General features: G+C 71.3%; 15 protein-coding genes. 7 read left to right on the forward strand and 8 right to left on the reverse strand.

The features are described from left to right. Positions 1-7: 7 nt before the first annotated feature. Positions 8-673 carry a PadR family transcriptional regulator gene (locus ABIA32_RS28730; protein ID WP_370101614.1) on the forward strand — a complete coding sequence of 222 codons (666 nt, stop codon included), beginning with the start codon at positions 8-10 and terminating at the stop codon, positions 671-673. Here ABIA32_RS28730 and ABIA32_RS28735 read toward each other — a convergent pair. Continuing rightward, positions 603-1,100, reverse strand: a complete 498-nt coding sequence (locus ABIA32_RS28735; RefSeq protein WP_370101617.1) for a hypothetical protein — start codon at positions 1,098-1,100, stop codon at positions 603-605. The genes ABIA32_RS28730 and ABIA32_RS28735 overlap by 71 nt on opposite strands. 555 nt (positions 1,101-1,655) lie before the next feature. On the opposite strand from ABIA32_RS28735, the gene ABIA32_RS28740 reads away from it, so the two are divergent. Continuing rightward, on the forward strand, positions 1,656-2,108 hold the full coding sequence (locus ABIA32_RS28740; protein WP_370101620.1) for a Clp protease N-terminal domain-containing protein: 453 nt from the start codon (positions 1,656-1,658) through the stop codon (positions 2,106-2,108). An 85-nt stretch (positions 2,109-2,193) separates the two neighbouring features. Continuing rightward, on the forward strand, positions 2,194-2,814 hold the full coding sequence (locus ABIA32_RS28745; protein WP_370101623.1) for a GNAT family N-acetyltransferase: 621 nt from the start codon (positions 2,194-2,196) through the stop codon (positions 2,812-2,814). A gap of 61 nt (positions 2,815-2,875) precedes the next feature. Here the strand turns inward: ABIA32_RS28745 and ABIA32_RS28750 are convergent, their stop codons facing one another. Further along, entirely contained in the window at positions 2,876-3,085 is a 210-nt protein-coding gene (locus tag ABIA32_RS28750; protein WP_370101626.1) for an antitoxin, read from the reverse strand. A 103-nt stretch (positions 3,086-3,188) separates the two neighbouring features. On the opposite strand from ABIA32_RS28750, the gene ABIA32_RS28755 reads away from it, so the two are divergent. Further along, a complete protein-coding gene (locus ABIA32_RS28755) occupies positions 3,189-3,398 on the forward strand; it encodes a hypothetical protein (RefSeq protein WP_370101629.1) in 210 nt (69 codons plus the stop codon). Between the two features lie 26 nt (positions 3,399-3,424). Here the strand turns inward: ABIA32_RS28755 and ABIA32_RS28760 are convergent, their stop codons facing one another. The 4 genes from ABIA32_RS28760 to ABIA32_RS28775 all read right to left on the reverse strand — a co-directional run bounded on the left by ABIA32_RS28760 (position 3,425) and on the right by ABIA32_RS28775 (position 9,565). Then, on the reverse strand, positions 3,425-4,201 hold the full coding sequence (locus tag ABIA32_RS28760) for an MBL fold metallo-hydrolase (protein ID WP_370101631.1): 777 nt from the start codon (positions 4,199-4,201) through the stop codon (positions 3,425-3,427). 46 nt (positions 4,202-4,247) lie between these two features. Continuing rightward, positions 4,248-5,801, reverse strand: coding sequence for an alkaline phosphatase family protein (locus tag ABIA32_RS28765; protein WP_370101634.1), 1,554 nt, complete (start codon positions 5,799-5,801; stop codon positions 4,248-4,250). Between the two features lie 150 nt (positions 5,802-5,951). Next, entirely contained in the window at positions 5,952-7,073 is a 1,122-nt protein-coding gene (locus ABIA32_RS28770) for an aromatic ring-hydroxylating dioxygenase subunit alpha (RefSeq protein ID WP_370101636.1), read from the reverse strand. Between the two features lie 50 nt (positions 7,074-7,123). Then, positions 7,124-9,565: an FAD-dependent oxidoreductase gene (locus ABIA32_RS28775; protein WP_370101639.1), complete on the reverse strand. Its 2,442-nt coding sequence runs from the start codon at positions 9,563-9,565 to the stop codon at positions 7,124-7,126. Positions 9,566-9,819: 254 nt separating this feature from the next. Here ABIA32_RS28775 and ABIA32_RS28780 point away from each other — a divergent pair, with 254 nt between their 5' ends. Continuing rightward, positions 9,820-11,370 carry an APC family permease gene (locus tag ABIA32_RS28780; RefSeq protein WP_370101642.1) on the forward strand — a complete coding sequence of 517 codons (1,551 nt, stop codon included), beginning with the start codon at positions 9,820-9,822 and terminating at the stop codon, positions 11,368-11,370. Positions 11,371-11,387: 17 nt separating this feature from the next. On the opposite strand, the gene ABIA32_RS28785 is transcribed toward ABIA32_RS28780, so the two are convergent. Together ABIA32_RS28785 and betA are read right to left on the reverse strand one after the other, a co-directional pair. After that, entirely contained in the window at positions 11,388-12,182 is a 795-nt protein-coding gene (locus ABIA32_RS28785; protein ID WP_370101645.1) for an IclR family transcriptional regulator, read from the reverse strand. Positions 12,183-12,287: 105 nt separating this feature from the next. Next, positions 12,288-13,967, reverse strand: a complete 1,680-nt coding sequence (gene betA / locus ABIA32_RS28790) for a choline dehydrogenase (RefSeq protein WP_370101646.1) — start codon at positions 13,965-13,967, stop codon at positions 12,288-12,290. A gap of 136 nt (positions 13,968-14,103) precedes the next feature. On the opposite strand from betA, the gene ABIA32_RS28795 reads away from it, so the two are divergent. Both ABIA32_RS28795 and ABIA32_RS28800 read left to right on the forward strand, forming a co-directional pair. Next, on the forward strand, positions 14,104-15,366 hold the full coding sequence (locus tag ABIA32_RS28795) for a sarcosine oxidase subunit beta family protein (protein ID WP_370101648.1): 1,263 nt from the start codon (positions 14,104-14,106) through the stop codon (positions 15,364-15,366). A 42-nt stretch (positions 15,367-15,408) separates the two neighbouring features. Continuing rightward, positions 15,409-15,663 carry a sarcosine oxidase subunit delta gene (locus ABIA32_RS28800; RefSeq protein WP_370101651.1) on the forward strand — a complete coding sequence of 85 codons (255 nt, stop codon included), beginning with the start codon at positions 15,409-15,411 and terminating at the stop codon, positions 15,661-15,663. Positions 15,664-15,669: the final 6 nt, after the last annotated feature.

Here is a 15,669-nt window from a genome sequence, read left to right on the forward strand (position 1 = left end):
ATCGATCATGCGATCCCGACACCACTTCGATCCGAGGAATGACCTCCGCACCAACCCCGGCCGTCCCGCCTTCGGCGAGTTCGGGCCGCCCGGCTTCGGTGGGCCTGGTCCGTTCGGGCCCGGGTTCGGGCCGTTCGGGCCGCGCGGGCGCGGCGGCGGGGGAGGGCGTGGGCGGCACGGAGGCCGCGCGCGGCGCGGGGATGTGCGTGCCTCGCTGCTGGCCCTGCTCAAGGAGCGGCCCATGCACGGCTACGAGATGATCCGCGAGATCGCCGAGCGTTCCGGCGGGAGCTGGCGGCCGAGCCCCGGCTCGGTCTACCCGACCCTGCAGATGCTCGACGAGGAGGGCCTCATCACCAGTGAGGAGAGCGGCGGCAAGAAGCTGTTCAGTCTCACCGAGGCCGGACGCACCGAGGCCGAGCAGGGGCCGGAGGCCCCTTGGGAGGAGGCCGCGCAGGGCGAACACTGGGAGGTCGTGCGCGAGTTCGGCCGGGCCGGTGGCGCCGTCAAGGACGCCCTGCGGCAGGTCATCATGACCGGCACGTCCGAGCAGCGCACCAAGGCGCTCGCCGTGCTCGCCGACGCCCGCAAGCGGCTCTACCTCATCCTGGCCGACGCGGACTCGGAGGCTGCTCCGGCCCCGAAGGACGCTGGCCCGGAGGCGGGGAGCTGAACTGCGCGGCCGTCGGCGGCCGTGACAGCAGCCGGTCCACATGGCCGCGGCGCAGCCCCTGGCCCGGTTCGACCGGCAGCAGCAGCACGTCGCTTCGGTCCGCGTAGCGACGCAGCAGGCGGGGCGGGATCAGATCGTCCACCCAGGCGAACGGCCGCCCCGCCGCGTGGCGCACGATCGGCGCGAAGTCCCCGTCGGCCGCGCCGGCGCTGCTTCCGCAGGCCACCCACGGCAGTTCGGGCAGGCCCAGCAGCGGCGCGATGCAGCGGTTGGCCCAGACCTCCCACGTGCTGGCCCAGGCGAGTTCGTAGACCTGGGCCAGTTCCCGCAGCCACACCCCGTGCGCCGCGCTGAGCAGCACCTCGCTACGGAGCAGCAGGTGCCGGGTGTAGCCGCTGCCCGGACGCGGGCAGACGGGGTTGAGCACGCCGTCGACGTCCAGGTAGAGCAGCGGCTTCGCGACGGTGGCGGGTGCGGCGGGGGGAGGGGTGATCAGGATTGCGCTCCTGGTTGGCTGCGTGCGGGGCCCACGCTCTGTTCGACGGCTGGGGCACGGGTGTGGTTGCAGCCGAATGGGGGCGTCCGTACGGCGCGCGCGCCGGGCGCATCGAGCGCGCGCCGGTGGCACGCTACTACTGCCCCCGCGCATCCTCGCAGGTCATGCGACCCACCTGCCGGTGAACGCGGGTCACGACCGGTCGAGGACGAGTCGAGGATGAGTCGAGGACGATGGGAAGATCGTATCTGTGGGTTGACGAATGGTCACCCTGCGCAGCAGACTTCCGGAGGTAGCGCAGGGCCGACACTCGCATCGGTCCCGCCCGTCCGCGCGCCCCGGCCCACAGCGGTGGGGCCTGGAAGGGCCACCCCAGCAGAAGCCTCCTCGCAGAACCCTCGCCCCTCGACGACGTGGTGGACGCCCGTGCCTGTAGAACCCCGGCGAAGTCTGTCCGCCGCCGCCCCCCGAGGTGGGCCGGCGCCCGTGGGCGTGCTCGCCTCGGTGGCCGCGCGGGCTCGACGCCGGGCCCTGCGGGCGGGCGACCCCGAGGTCGACACGGGCCATCTGCTGCACGCCCTGCTCGAGTCGGACGACTCGGCGCTCGGCGTCGCCGCGCCGCTCCCGGTGCAGGCGACCCGGCTGATGGGCTACCTGGTGCAGCGCAGCATCGGCTTCGGCAGGTTGTGGCGGCTGGGCGAGGGCGTCGCGGACCGCGAGTCCGAACGCTCGGCCGGGCTCGCCTGGAGCGCGTCCGCCGCGGGCGCGCTGGAACGGGCGGGGCAGGGCGGCGTGGGCACGATGCTGGATCTGCTCGGCGAGCTGGCCGCGATCGCGGACTCCCGCGCGGCGGAGATCCTTCGCGGCGCGGCGATCGACCCCGGCGCCGTCGTCCAGCGCTGCCGCGCGCACGCGGCGGCGGAGCGCGCCAGCTGGTAGCGGATCCTGTCGGGCCCCCTGTAGGGCCCCCGGGGCTGCGAATATTGCTGCCGGACATCGGCGCGCCGGGCGTAGTCTGACGCGGGTGAAGCCCGGCGATGCAGTTCTCCGCACTCCCCGCCTGCTCCTGGCTGCGCCCGGCCCCGAGCATGCCGACGACGTTCTCCGCCTCGCCCGGGATCCGGAGGTGGCGCTGTGGAATCCGCTGCGCGGGGTCGTCGACGAGGCGAGCGCGCTGAACTGGTGCGTGCAGTCCGGCGACTGGGGCGACGGGACGCACGCGACGTTCCTCGTTTTCGAGAGCCGCAGCGACACCGGCAGCGACACGGGCAAGGGCAGCGACGACGGCATCGACCACGGCTTTGACCACGGCTTTGACCGCGGCATCGTGATCGGCAACATCGCCGTGCACAGCATCAGTGAGCGGAGTGCCTCGGCGCAGGTCGGCTACCGGGTCGCGCCGCAGGCGCGTGGTCGGGGCATCGCCGGAGAGGCGTTGCGGGCCGTGTCCGCGTGGGCCTTCGAGGCGTTCGGTCTGGTTCGGCTCGAGTTGTGCCATGCCGCGGAGAACCCGGCGTCATGCCGGGTCGCGTCGAGGGCCGGCTATCTGCACGAGGGCACGCTGCGCCAGTCCTATCGCTACGGCGACGGCCGGCTCCACGACGAACACATCCACGGCCGCCTGGTGACCGACGACGTCAGCTGACTGCTCGCTGACGCGGCCGGACCGCCGGGCGGCCGTGGCTGTTTCGTTGAACGCCGGCCTGTCAGGAGGCCGACTGCCCGCCGTCCACCGGAGGCGGTGCCTGATCGTCGGCCCCCAGCTGCTTCTTGGCCTGGTCCTGGACCATGTCGACCTGGCCGGCGAACTTTCCGCCGGTCTTGTCGTCGACCATGTCTCCGGCCTTGTCCACGGCCTGTCCGGCCTGGCTCTCATGGCCTTTGAGCATGCCCTTGACCTTGTCGAGAACGCTCATGGCAGATCTCTCCTCCCGGATTGCGGTAGCACCACCTTGCGCCGCAACCACCGATGTCGCCACTCGGGTAGCGGCGTACGGTGCGCCGCCGCACGCTGGGGCCATGAGCGAGACTGAGCCTCCGGTGCAGGTCGGCCTCTTCGGCGACGACCACCAGTACCGGCTGATCTCCTTCCGCGGCGCGCATCATGTACCGATGTCGCGCCGCGAGTTCGAGGAGCGCATGGAAGAGGACTATCCGGGTGAGGACCACTACTCCCCGGAACTGGTGGCCTGGCTGGACCGACCGGGGGAGTGGCCGGGGGAGGACTGACCACAGACCCGCCCGAACGGCCCGGCTCACAGCGCCAGGTGACCGCCCGGTGCGAGGCGGTGCAGCCGGTGGACGAGTCCGGCCGCCTCGAAGGCGGCGACCAGGCTGTCGCCGTCCTCGGAGAAGTGCGCCCAGTGCTCGAAGTGCAGCGGAACGACGTGGCGCGCCCCGAGCAGCGCGGCCGCGCGGGCCGCGTCCGCGCTGGTCAGGGTGAGCGGGGCGTCCGGAATCAGTGGCGTGCGCGCGGCGCCCGCGAAGAGGACGGCGATGTCGACCTCGCCGACGCGCTCGACGATCGTGCGGACCACGTCGAGCGAGGCGTTGTCGCCGCTCACGTACACGGTCGGCAGCCCCGCGCCGCTCAGCACGAAGCCGATCACCTCGCCGACCAGCGGCTCGGAGCCGTCCGGTCCGTGCTGAGCGGGGACGCCGGTCACCACGACCTCGTCGCCGCCCCCGACCGGACGCGGCAGCGTCACCCGCTCCCAGTTGGGCAGCGCCCGGACCGGGCCGCCCAGGCGCTGCTCGGCCGAGCCGGTGGAGAGGACCACCGGTGCGGCGAGCGCGACCGCGCGGCCGGCCTCGTCCAGGTTGTCCGGGTGCTGGTCGTGCGAGAGCAGCACCGCGTCCACCGGCCCGACCTCGGCCGCGCTGAGCGCCGGACCCACCGTCTTCGTCAGCACGCGGTTCCCGACGGGGAACTCGCGCGGCGGGTCGAAGGTCGGGTCCACCAGCAGACGCAGTCCCCCGTACTCGATCACTGCGGTCGGCCCACCGAGGTAGGTGATTCCGAACGTGCTCATGCTCTGCCCCTCCCGAAGATCCGATCGCAGTGATCATCTCATTCGATCAGTTGAAGATCTCGTTCATCGGCTGCGCGTAGGCGTCGTTCTGCGTCATGGACGCGAGCCCCAGTGCCTGCTCGATCGTGCGGGCGGTGCTGTAGTGGGTGTAGCGGGAGCCGAAGCGGGAGCCGGCCTTGACCGTGCCCTGCGAGCCGAGCGCGAAGGTCGCGACCTGGTTGGTCTGGCCGGGGCCGAAGCCGCCGGGCAGGTTGTTGCCGTCCTCGTCCCAGGTGATCAGCAGCAGCGAGCGCTGGGTGGTCCAGGCGGGGGAGTTGAGGATGGTCGGCAACGTGTTCTTCAGCCAGGTGTCGCCGGCGGAGACGCCGCAAGCCTCCATGTCGTTGCAGTCGTCGGCCGCGAACCAGACGAAGTTCGGCGTGGTGGCGGTGGACTGCAGGTCGGTGGTCATCTGCGTGAGCGGCTGCCAGTGCGCCTGGCAGTAGGACGGGTTGTTCTTCATGTTCGCGAAGTAGCCGAAGGGCGCGTCATCCGGGTAGTACGAACCGTGGGTCGTGGTGTCGCAGTTGCCGTTGGCTCCGTCGGTGTACTGCTTCCAGCTCTTGCCCGCGGAGACGACCCGGTCGGCGAGGCTCGGCGTGCTGTAGGTGCAGGTCGCGATGCAGTTGCTGGTGCCGCCGTTGCCCGCGCTCTGGCCGAAGGTGCTGCCGCCCGCCAGAGCCAGGTAGTTGGGGTCGGAGTTGTGTACGACGGCGTGGTAGTTCGTGAGCAGCGCGGCGCTCGAGGTCAGGCTGTTCAGGTACGGCGCGGCCGAGTTGCCGATGATGCCCGCGCCGCCGTCGACGGTGTTGCTGGTCGCGGAGTAGTTCTCGTTCTCCATGTAGACCACGAAGACGTGGTCGAAGCCCGGCACGGTGGAGGCCGGGACGTTCAGTACCGGCGTGGGCACGGACGGACTGACGGTCAGTGAGAGTCCCTGCGCGTAGCCGTCGGTGGTACCGCCGGAGGACCAGGTGAAGTTGAGGTCCAGCCGGATCGAGCGGGTGCCGACGGGAAGCGTTCCCGCCGCGGTGCGCTGCAGGAACTCGGTCCTGCTCTTCCGGTCGGCGGCGGTCACCGGACCGATCTGCGAGCTGCCGAGCGCCGCGCCGGTCGCGGACTGGAAGGTGGCCACCAGGGCGACGGTGTCGTTCTGCTTGCCGAAGCCGCCCAGCCAGCCGGAGAGGTTGTAGCTCGCGGTGCCGGTGTCGATCGCCGTCGCGGCGGCGGAGACGTCGGCGGTCTGGCGCAGCCCGCTGCTGCCGTGCGTACCGCCGGTGAAGTAGCCGCTGCCGGACTGGGCGCCGGGGGTGGAGGCACTGGGGAAGCCGCCGTTGTTGACGTAGCAGACCACGTTCGGGGCGCCGGAGGTGACGGTCCAGCCGGGGGCGGTGGTCTCGTCGTAGCCGGAGCCGGAACAACTCGCGTTCTGGCCGCTGCCATCGAGAATCAGGTTCGGACTGCTCGCGGCGCTCGCCGCGGGCGCGCTCGTGGTCAGGCCGAGCAGCGCCGCGAGCAGGGCGAGCACGACGGCGGGCACCAGGTGTCGCTTCGGGGACATGACAACCTCTCTGCCGAGGGAATCGGAGGGAGTTACCCAATGACATGGCCGGAGGGAACGGCCGGGGGAAGTGTGCCGTGCGCGGGTTGGACGCCGAAGGGGCGGCGAAGGGGCGACGAGCCGAACAGGCGACGAAATCCGGGGCGTTGCTCAGTTCTCCAGCTTCGCCGCCACCCAGGCGTGGAACGCCTGGATGTGGTGCTCGCTGGGCACCAGCACGCCGCCGCGCGCGTAGGCGCGCGAGGACATGCCGGGTTGGCAGCGCTCGCAGGCATCGAAATCCTGCAGGTTGACGCGGTGGAACAGCTCCACCGAGCGCGACAGGTCCGTGCCCGCGTCGACGACATCCTTGCGGAAGAGCCAGTCGCACTCCACGATCGTCCGGTCGGCGGCCAGGGGGAACATCCGGAGCACGATGACCTGGTCGGGGACGAGGTTGACGAAGGTCTGCGGCTTGACGGTGATGGCGTAGTAGCGGCGGTCCTGCTCCGGGGTGACGTTCGCGATCCGCGCCACGCCGGCGCTGCCGTCGATGGTGAAGCCCTCCGCCTTCGGCGCGAACTCCGCACCGTGGCCCACGTAGTACTGGGCTGCGTAGCCGCGCGCGAACTCCGGGAGAACGTCGGTGAGTTCGGGGTGGATGGTGGCGCAGTGATAGCACTCCATGAAGTTCTCGACGATCAGTTTCCAGTTGGCCGCGACGTCGTAGCGGATCCGCCGCCCGACCGCCAGTTCGGCGGCCTGGTAGCGCTCGATCGCCTCGGGGTCGCCGAGCCGTTCGGTGGCGGCGCCGACGACGTCCAGCTCGAAGGAGGGCGGCTCGTCGGCGAGGCAGACCCAGACGTAGCCGAGCCACTCGCGGACATGGACCGCGATCAGTCCGTAGGTCGTGCGGTCGATGTCGGGCATGGTGGCCAGGTTGGGCGCGGCGACGAGCCGCCCGTCCAGATCGTAGGACCAGGCGTGGTACGTGCAGCGCAGTGTGCGACGGACCTCGCCGGACTCCTCGCTGCACAGCTGCGCGCCCCGGTGTCGGCACACGTTGAGGAACGCCCGGACCGCGCCGTCGCGCGAGCGGGTGACGATCACGCTCTCGCGGCCGACCTGGACCGTCCGGAAGCGCCCCGGCGCGTCCACGTCGGAGGCGCGGACGGCGCAGAACCAGAGCGACTCGAAGATCCGCTCCTGCTCGGCAGCGAAGACCTCCGCCGAGGTGTAGGCGTCGCCGGGCAGGGTGCTGAGCAGGCTGGGCGGAAGCTCGGTCGCGGTCACGGGCGGGCTGCCTCTCTGCGGGTCTGAAACAACGACTTGGACGGACCGTCTTACGCGCGGATGCGGGCCATGGTCGGGTCGAAGAGCGGCTCGGCGGCGACCCGGGCGGGCAGCAGTTCGCCGAAGTACTCGACCTCGACGCGCGTGCCGGGCGTAGCGACGGACGCGGGCAGCCAGGCGTAGGCGATCGAGGCGCCGACGCTGTAGCCGAACGCCGCGCTGGTCACGTAGCCGACCGGCTCGCCGTCGACGTGGACCGGCTCGCGGCCCATCACCACCGCGTGCGGATCGTCCAGCAGCAGTGGGCAGAGCCGGCGCGCGGCACGGGACTCGTCCAGGCCGAGCAGCGCCTCGCGGCCGAGAAACGGGCCCTTCTCCCTCCGCACCGCGAAGCCGAGCCCCGCCTCGTAGGGGTTGTGCTCGGCCGTCAGGTCGGCGCCCCAGGAGCGGTAGCCCTTCTCCAGCCGCATGCTGTTGAACGCGCTGCGCCCGGCCGCGAGGACGCCGAGCGGCTGCCCGGCCCGCCAGAGCGTGTCCCAGAGCCGCTGCCCGAGATCGGCGCTGGTGTAGAGCTCCCAGCCGAGCTCGCCGACGTAGGAGAGGCGCATCGCGGTGACCGGGACCTCGCCGACGAAAGCCTCCTTCGCCTTGAAGTAGCCGAAGCCGCGGTGCGAGAAGTCCGCCTCCGTGAGCGGCTGGACGAGCTCGCGGGCCAGTGGCCCCCAGACGCCGACGCAGCAGGTTCCGCCGGTGATGTCGCGGACCTGGACTGCGGAATCCACGGGCAGATGTCGGCGGAACCAGTCCAGGTCGACCGGGCCGTTGGCGCCGACCTGGAACCTGTCTGCGCCGAGCCGGGCCACGGTCAGGTCGCTGCGCACGCCACCCGACTCGGCGAGCAGCAGCGTGTAGGTCACAGAACCGACAGGTCGCTCCAGTTGATTGCTGGTCAGGTATTGAAGGAAGGGGAGAGCACCCGGTCCGGACACCTCCAGCCGCTTGAGCGGCGTCATGTCGAAGAGCCCCACGCGTGCGCGCACCGCCAGGGCCTCGGCCCCCGCGATCGGGGACCAGTAGCGCGACGCCCACGCCCCGCGCTCCGGCACCTCGGCGACCTCGGGGAGCGTGGCGTTCGCCTCGTACCAGTGCGGGCGCTCCCAGCCGCCGGCCTCCAGGAAGACGGCGCCGAGTTCGCGCTGCCGCGCGTGGAAGGGCGAGACCCGCAGCGGGCGCGGCTCCTCCATCGGCTGGAGCGGGTGCAGGATGTCGTAGACCTCGACGAAGTTCTGGCAGCTGCGCCGCCGCACGTACGCGGGGGCCAGCTGCACCGGATCGAAGCGGTTCAGCTCGCATTCGTGCACGTCCGTGCCGGGCTCGCCGTCGACCAGCCACTGGGCCAACACCCGTGCGACGCCCGCCGAGTGCGTCACCCACACGGCCTCGGCGACCCAGAAGCCGCGCAGCTCGGGGGCCTCGCCGAGCAGCGGGAAGCCGTCGGGGGTGAACGAGAAGACGCCGTTGATGCCCTCCTCGACCTTCGCGCCGCCGAGCGCGGGCAGCAGCGTGCGCGCGTCCTGCCAGGCGGGCGCGAAGTCCTCCTCGGTGAACGGCAGCACCGACGGCATCGCCATGCCGTCCGGCAGCCTGTCGACGTCCACGGTGAGCGGCCGGTGTGCGTAGGAACCGATGCCGAGGCGGTCCACGTGTTCGCGGAAGTAGAGATCCCGGTCCTGGTGCCGCAGGATCGGGCGGGAGGCCTCCAGCGCCTCGGAGTTGACGCCGGCCAGCGCGGCGAGCGGCGTCGTGCGCGCGTACTGGTGGGCGAGCGGGACCAGCGGCACGGTGAGTCCGGCCATCCGACCGATGCGGGGGCCCCAGAAGCCCGCGCAGCTGACGACGAGGTCGGCGGGGAAGTCGCCCTGGTCCGTGGCGACGCCGCTGACCCGGCCGCCCGCCGAGGCGATTCCGGTCACCGTGTGCCCGCCGAGGAAGCGCGCTCCGCGCGCCATGGCACGGCGGGCCTGCGCCTCGCCGGCGCGGACGGCCTTGGCCAGGCCGTCGTCGGGCGTGTGGAACCCGCCCAGGACCTGCTCGCGGTCGAGCAGCGGGTGCAGCGTCACGCACTCGTCCGGGCCGAGCAGTCGACCGCGTACGCCCCAGGACGCGGCGAAGCCGGCCCGGCGCTTGAGCTCCTCGACGCGCTCCGGAGTGGTCGCGACCTCCAGACCGCCGACCGGGCGGAAGCACCACTCGCCGTCGAGCGTCAGCTCCCGGTACTTGGCGACGGTGTAGGCGGCGAACTCCGTCATCGCCTTCGAGGGGTTGGTCTGGAAGACCAGGCCCGGCGCGTGCGAGCTGGAGCCGCCGGTGGCGAAGAGGGGGCCCTGGTCCAGGACGGTGACGTCGGTCCAGCCGCGCTCGGTGAGCTCGTCGGCCAGCGCGCAGCCGACGATGCCCGCGCCGATCACCACGACCTTCGGTTGGGCTGCCACGTGGTCCGTCCCCTCTGTCGGATGGGCGAGTGTTGCGGATGGCGCATGGCAGTGCGGGATATGAAACAGGGTCGGTCCGGCGCGAGGGGCATGTCAAGGGCGAGTCGGACGCCTCGTCAAAGAGCAGGGTCACAGCGGAAATTGTGGGCCTGCAGTGGCTCTTGACACCCCTTCGGGGCGATCCCCATACTCGGCGGCACGTTGCGCATCGAGGCAGTTGTCTCACTTGGCGCAACCCTCCTGAGGAGGCGGCCATGCGTCCCGACACCACGAGCGCCGTCAGACCCGGCGACGACACCCACGACCTGGCCCGGTTCGGATACAAGCAGGAGCTCGAGCGCTCGCTCGGCTCCTTCTCCAGTTTCGCGGCCGGATTCAGCTATATCTCCATCATGACCGGCGTGTTCCAGCTCTTCGGCTTCGGCTTCGCCTCGGGCGGACCGGCGTTCATCTGGAGCTGGCCGCTGATCTTCCTCGGTCAGCTGTGCGTCGCGCTCTGCTTCGCGGAGATGGCCGGGCAGTACCCGCTGGCCGGCGGCGTCTACCAGTGGTCCAAGCAGATCGCCCGGCCCGTCACCTCGTGGATGGCCGGCTGGATCATGGCCGTGGGCGCGGTCGTCACCGCGGCGGCCGTGGCCGTCGCGTACCAGGTGATCCTGCCGCAGGTCTCGCTCGCCTTCCAGATCGTCGGCGGCGCAGCCGACGCGGGGCAGACCGCCACACCGAACGGCGCGAAGAACGCGATCCTGCTCGGTCTGGGTCTGGTCGTCTTCACGACGGTCGTCAACATGGTCGGGGTCCGGCTGATGGCGAAGATCAACAACATCGGCGTCGCCGTCGAACTGACCGCCGTCACGCTGCTCATCGTCATGCTGGCCGTGCACATCCGACGCGGTCCGCAGGTCGTCCTGCAGACACAGGGCGCTGGGGCGGGCACCTCGCTCGGCTATCTGGGAGCCTTCATGATCGCCTCGATCATGAGCGCCTACGTCTTCTACGGCTTCGACACGGCGGGCGCCCTCGCCGAGGAGACCCGCGAACCGCGCCGCCACGCGCCCCGGGCCATCCTGCGCGCCATCACCGCGGCCTTCGTCGCGGGCGGGCTGCTGATGCTGGTCGGCATGATGGCGGTCGGCAACATCAAGGCCCAGGAGCTCGGCACGCTCGGCATGCCCTACCTGATCAAGTCCACGCTGGGGAACGGCCTGGGTGACGTCTTCCTGGTCTGCTCGGCCATCGCCGTCACCGTCTGCTGTCTCGCCGTGCAGACGGCGGCGATCCGGCTGGTCTTCGCGATGGCGAGGGACGGGCGACTGCCCTTCGGGCGGGCGCTGTCCCAGGTGTCCCCGCGTTCGCGGACCCCCGTGGTTCCCGCGCTGCTGACCGGCGTGCTGACGATCGTGCTGCTGCTCGTCAACATCGGCAACCAGCGGGCCTTCTACATCCTGACCTCGGTCGCGATCATCCTCTTCTACATCCCCTACCTGATGGTGACCGCGCCGATGCTGCTGCGGCGGCTGCGCGGCGACTGGCCCGCGCCCGGTCACGGCCCGTGGTTCAACCTCGGGCGGTGGGGGCTTCCGGTCAACCTGGTCGCGGTCGTCTACGGCGCGGCGATGACCGTCAACCTCGCCTGGCCGCGCCCCGAGGTCTACGGCACCGACCACTGGTACTACCAGTGGGGCGCGATCGTCTTCACCGCCGTCATCGTCGCCGTCGGCCTCGGCCTCTACCTGCGCTACCGGCGCGGGACGGCGGCGAACCCGGCGGCCCCGGTCGTCGCGGGGCAACCTGCCGAGGGCTGACGGGCCGAACGGTCCCGCTAGCCCGCCTGCCACCCGTCCGCGCGAGTCGTGGGTGGGTGGCCCAGGCGCGTGGAGATCTCGGCGGCGGCCGCGCACACGGCGGCCGCCGTCGCCCGCAGCCGCGCCCTGGTCAGGCGGAAGGACGGGCCCGATGCGCTGACCGCGCCGACGACCTGGCCGTGGTAGGCGAAGAGCGGCGCGGCCACGGCGTTCAGGCCCGGCTCCAACTCCTCCACCGTGCTGGCGAATCCGTCGCGCAGCACCGACACCAGCTGGGCGCGCAGCGCGGCCGGGTCGGTCAGCGTGCGGTCGGTGAAGCGCGTGAGCGGCGCGGCCAGGGCCTCCTCCAGCAGGGCCGGGGCGAGATGGGCGAGCAGCACCTTGCCGCTGGAGGTCGCGTGCAGCGGAGTGCGCTGACCGACCCAGTTGTGCGTGGTCAGCGCGGAGGGGCCGAGCACCTGGTCGATGTTGACCGCCGCATCGCGGTCCAGGATGGCGATGTTGATGGTCTCGCCCAGCTCGGCCGCCAGCCGCTCGCAGACCGGACGGCTCTGCTGCGACAGGTCCAGCCGAACCGTCGCCGCCCCGGCCAGCCGGACCAGCCCCAGCCCCAGCCGGTACTTGCCGCGCTCCCCGGACTGCTCCAGCAGCCCGCGCAACTCCAGCGCGGCGGCGAGCCGGAACGCGGTCGATTTGTGCACGCCCAGCTCGGCCGCGATCTCGGTGACCCCCGACTCGCCGGTGCGAGCCAGGAGTTCGAGTATCGTCACGGCCCGGTCGACCGACTGGACCGGGGACTCACCGTTGCTCATCCTTGCCTCATCGCGCTTCGTCTCGGCTCCGCTCCGGCGGGACGCCGGCTTCGTTCGTGCCTCACTACGCCGGCCCCCCACCTGCGCTGCGCCTCGACTCGCCGCTTACCCCGCAACATTATGTCGGTAGAACGGCAAGTCCTCCGGCGGCAGCGGAGTGTTGCCGAGAATCAGGTCCGCCGCCTTCTCCGCCAGCATCATCACCGGCGCGTAGATGTTGCCGTTCGTCACGTAGCGCATCGCCGACGCGTCCACGACGTGCAGGCCCTCGACCCCGTGCACGCCCATCGTGGTCGGGTCGACCACCGACATCTCGTCCGTGCCCATCCGGCAGGTGCAGGAGGGGTGCAGGGCGGTCTCTCCGTCGCGGGCGACCCAGTCGAGGACCTGCTCGTCGCTCTCCACCTGCGGGCCGGGGGAGATCTCGCCGCCGCTGAACGGGGCGAACGCGGGCTGGCCGAGGATCCGCCTGGTGACCCGGATCGCCTCTACCCACTCGCGGCGGTCCTGCTCGGTGGACAGGTAGTTGAAGCGCAGCTCCGGCTTGACCCGGGGGTCGTTCGAGGTGATCCGCACCGAGCCGCGCGCGTCCGAGTACATCGGCCCGATATGGACCTGGTAGCCGTGGCCGCCGGCCGGGGCCGAGCCGTCGTAGCGGACGGCGATCGGCAGGAAGTGGAACATCAGGTTGGGGTAGGCGACCTCCTCGTTGCTGCGGACGAACCCGCCGCCCTCGAAGTGGTTGGTCGCCCCGGGCCCCTGGCGCAGGAAGAGCCACCGGGCACCGATGAACGGCCGTCGCCAGAGCTTGAGCTGGGGCTGCACCGAGACCGGTTGTGTGCAGGCGTGCTGGACGTAGACCTCCAGGTGGTCCTGCAGGTTCTCGCCGACGCCGGGCAGCGCGTGGACCGGCTCGATGCCGAGGGAGGCCAGCAGCTTCGGGTCGCCGACGCCGGAGAGCTGAAGCAGCTGCGGGGAGTTGATCGCGCCGCCGCAGAGAATCACCTTGCCTGCCCGGAGCTGTCGCACCACCCCACCCCGGGTCGCGGAGTACTCGACGCCGACGGCCCGCTTGCCCTCGAAGAGCACCCGGTGCACCAGCGTGCGGGTGCGCACCTCCAGGTTCGGGCGGCCGAGGACCGGGTGCAGATAGGCGCGGGCCGCGCTCAGCCTGCGGCCCCGGTGCAGATTCCGGTCGAAGGGTGCGAAGCCCTCCTGGCGGAAGCCGTTGACGTCGTCGGTCAGCGGGTAGCCGGCCTCCTGCACGGCGTCGAAGAACGCCGCGAACAGGGGACTGCCCGCCGGGCCGCGCTCCAGGACCAGCGGGCCGTGGTGGCCGCGGAAGCTTGCCTTCTCCTCCTTCTCCTCGCCCTGGTCGGCGAGGCAGTTCTCCATCCGCTTGAAGTAGGGCAGGCAGTGGGCGTAGTCCCAGCTCTCCATGCCCGGATCGGCGGCCCAGCGCTCGTAGTCCAGCGGGTTCCCGCGCTGGAAGATCATGCCGTTGATGCTGCTGGAGCCGCCCAGCACCTTGCCCCTGGCGTGGTAGATCCGCCGGTCGTTCATGTGCGGTTCGGGCTCCGACTGGTACTTCCAGTCGTAGAAACGGCTGCCGATCGGAAAGGTCAGCGCGGCCGGCATGTGGATGAAGACGTCCCACAGCGAGTCGGGACGTCCGGCCTCCAGCATCAGGACGCGGTGGGTCGGGTCGGCGCTGAGGCGGGCCGCGAGCGCGCAGCCCGCCGAGCCGCCGCCGACGATGACGAAGTCGTACTGACGCAGGGTCATGTGGGGTTCCTCCGCAGAGTGACGACGGGTCAATGTTCGACGCAGTGTTGATGGTTACGCAACCCATTGCGTAGTCTGAAACAAGCACGAGGAGCCCAACGCACCATGCCGACCGCCTGCCACCAGGAGTCCGGTGATGTCCTCTCAAGCGCCCGACACCGCTGCCCAGCTGCCCGAACACCCCGACTGGCTGTGGCGCAACCCCGATCCGAAGCCCGGCTACGACGTCGTGATCGTCGGCGGGGGCGGTCACGGCCTCTCCACGGCCTACTACCTCGCCCGCGAGCACGGAATCCGCAACATCGCCGTGCTCGAACGCGGCTGGCTGGCCGGCGGCAACATGGCGCGCAACACGACGATCATCCGCTCCAACTACCTCTGCGAGGCCAGCGCCGCGATCTACGAGCACGCGCTGGGGCTCTGGGAGGCGTGGCCGCAGGAGCTCGACTACGACTTCCTGTTCAGCCAGCGAGGGGTGCTCAACCTCGCGCACACCCTGCAGGACGTGCGCGAGGGCGTCCGCCGCGTCAACGCCAACCGGCTGGGCGGCGTGGACGCCGAGTGGCTCGAGCCCGACGAGGTGAAGGCGTTCTGCCCGATCGTCGACGTCTCGCCCGACGTCCGCTACCCGGTGCTCGGCGCGACGTTGCAGCGGCGCGGCGGCATCGCCAAGCACGACCACGTCGCCTGGGCCCTCGCCCGGCAGGCCGACGCGCTGGGCGTGGACCTGATCCAGGGCTGCGAGGTCACCGGCTTCGTGCGGGACGGCCGGGACGGCGGCCCGGACGGTGGCGGCGCCGTCGTCGGCGTGGAGACGACGCGTGGACGCATCGCGGCAGGCCGAGTCGCTCTGGCCGCAGCCGGCCACACCAGCGTGCTCGCCGACATGGTCGGACTGCGGCTGCCGCTGCAGAGCCACCCGCTCCAGGCGCTGGTCTCCGAGCTGTTGGAGCCGGTCCACCCGTGCGTGGTCATGTCCAACCACGTCCACGTCTACGTCAGCCAGGCCCACAAGGGCGAGCTGGTGATGGGCGCGGGGGTGGACTCCTACAACGGTTACGGGCAGCGCGGCTCGTTCCACTTGATCGAGCATCAGATGGCGGCCGCGCTGGAGCTGTTCCCGGTCTTCGCGCGCGCGCACGTGCTGCGCACCTGGGGCGGGATCGTGGATGTCACCCCCGACGCCTCGCCGATCATCGGGCCGACGCCCATCGACGGCCTCTACCTCAACTGCGGCTGGGGGACCGGCGGCTTCAAGGCGACGCCCGCCTCGGGCCGCGTCTACGCCCACACGATCGCGACCGGCACGCCGCACCCGCTCGCGGCGCCGTTCGGCCTTGAGCGCTTCACGACGGGCGCGCTCGTCGACGAGCACGGCGCGGCAGCCGTCGCGCACTGATCTTTCATGCCCGGCCATCTGTCACCCGTGGAGGGAGAGACTGTGCTGCTCATTCGCTGCCCCTGGTGCGGGGAGCGCGACGAGGTCGAGTTCCGCTACGGCGGCCAGGCCCACGTCGCCTACCCGGCCGATCCGGAGGCGCTGACCGACGCCCAGTGGGCGGAGTACCTCTTCGTCAGGGACAACCCCAAAGGCGCGTTCGCCGAACGCTGGGTCCACGCCGTCGGCTGCCGACGCTGGTTCTCGCTGGTCCGTGACACCGTCAGCTACCGGATGACCAGCGAGGCGGCGCAGTGAGGCGGC

The organism is Streptacidiphilus sp. MAP12-20, assembly GCF_041262525.1.
In the GTDB taxonomy this organism is placed as follows: Bacteria; Actinomycetota; Actinomycetes; order Streptomycetales; family Streptomycetaceae; genus Streptacidiphilus.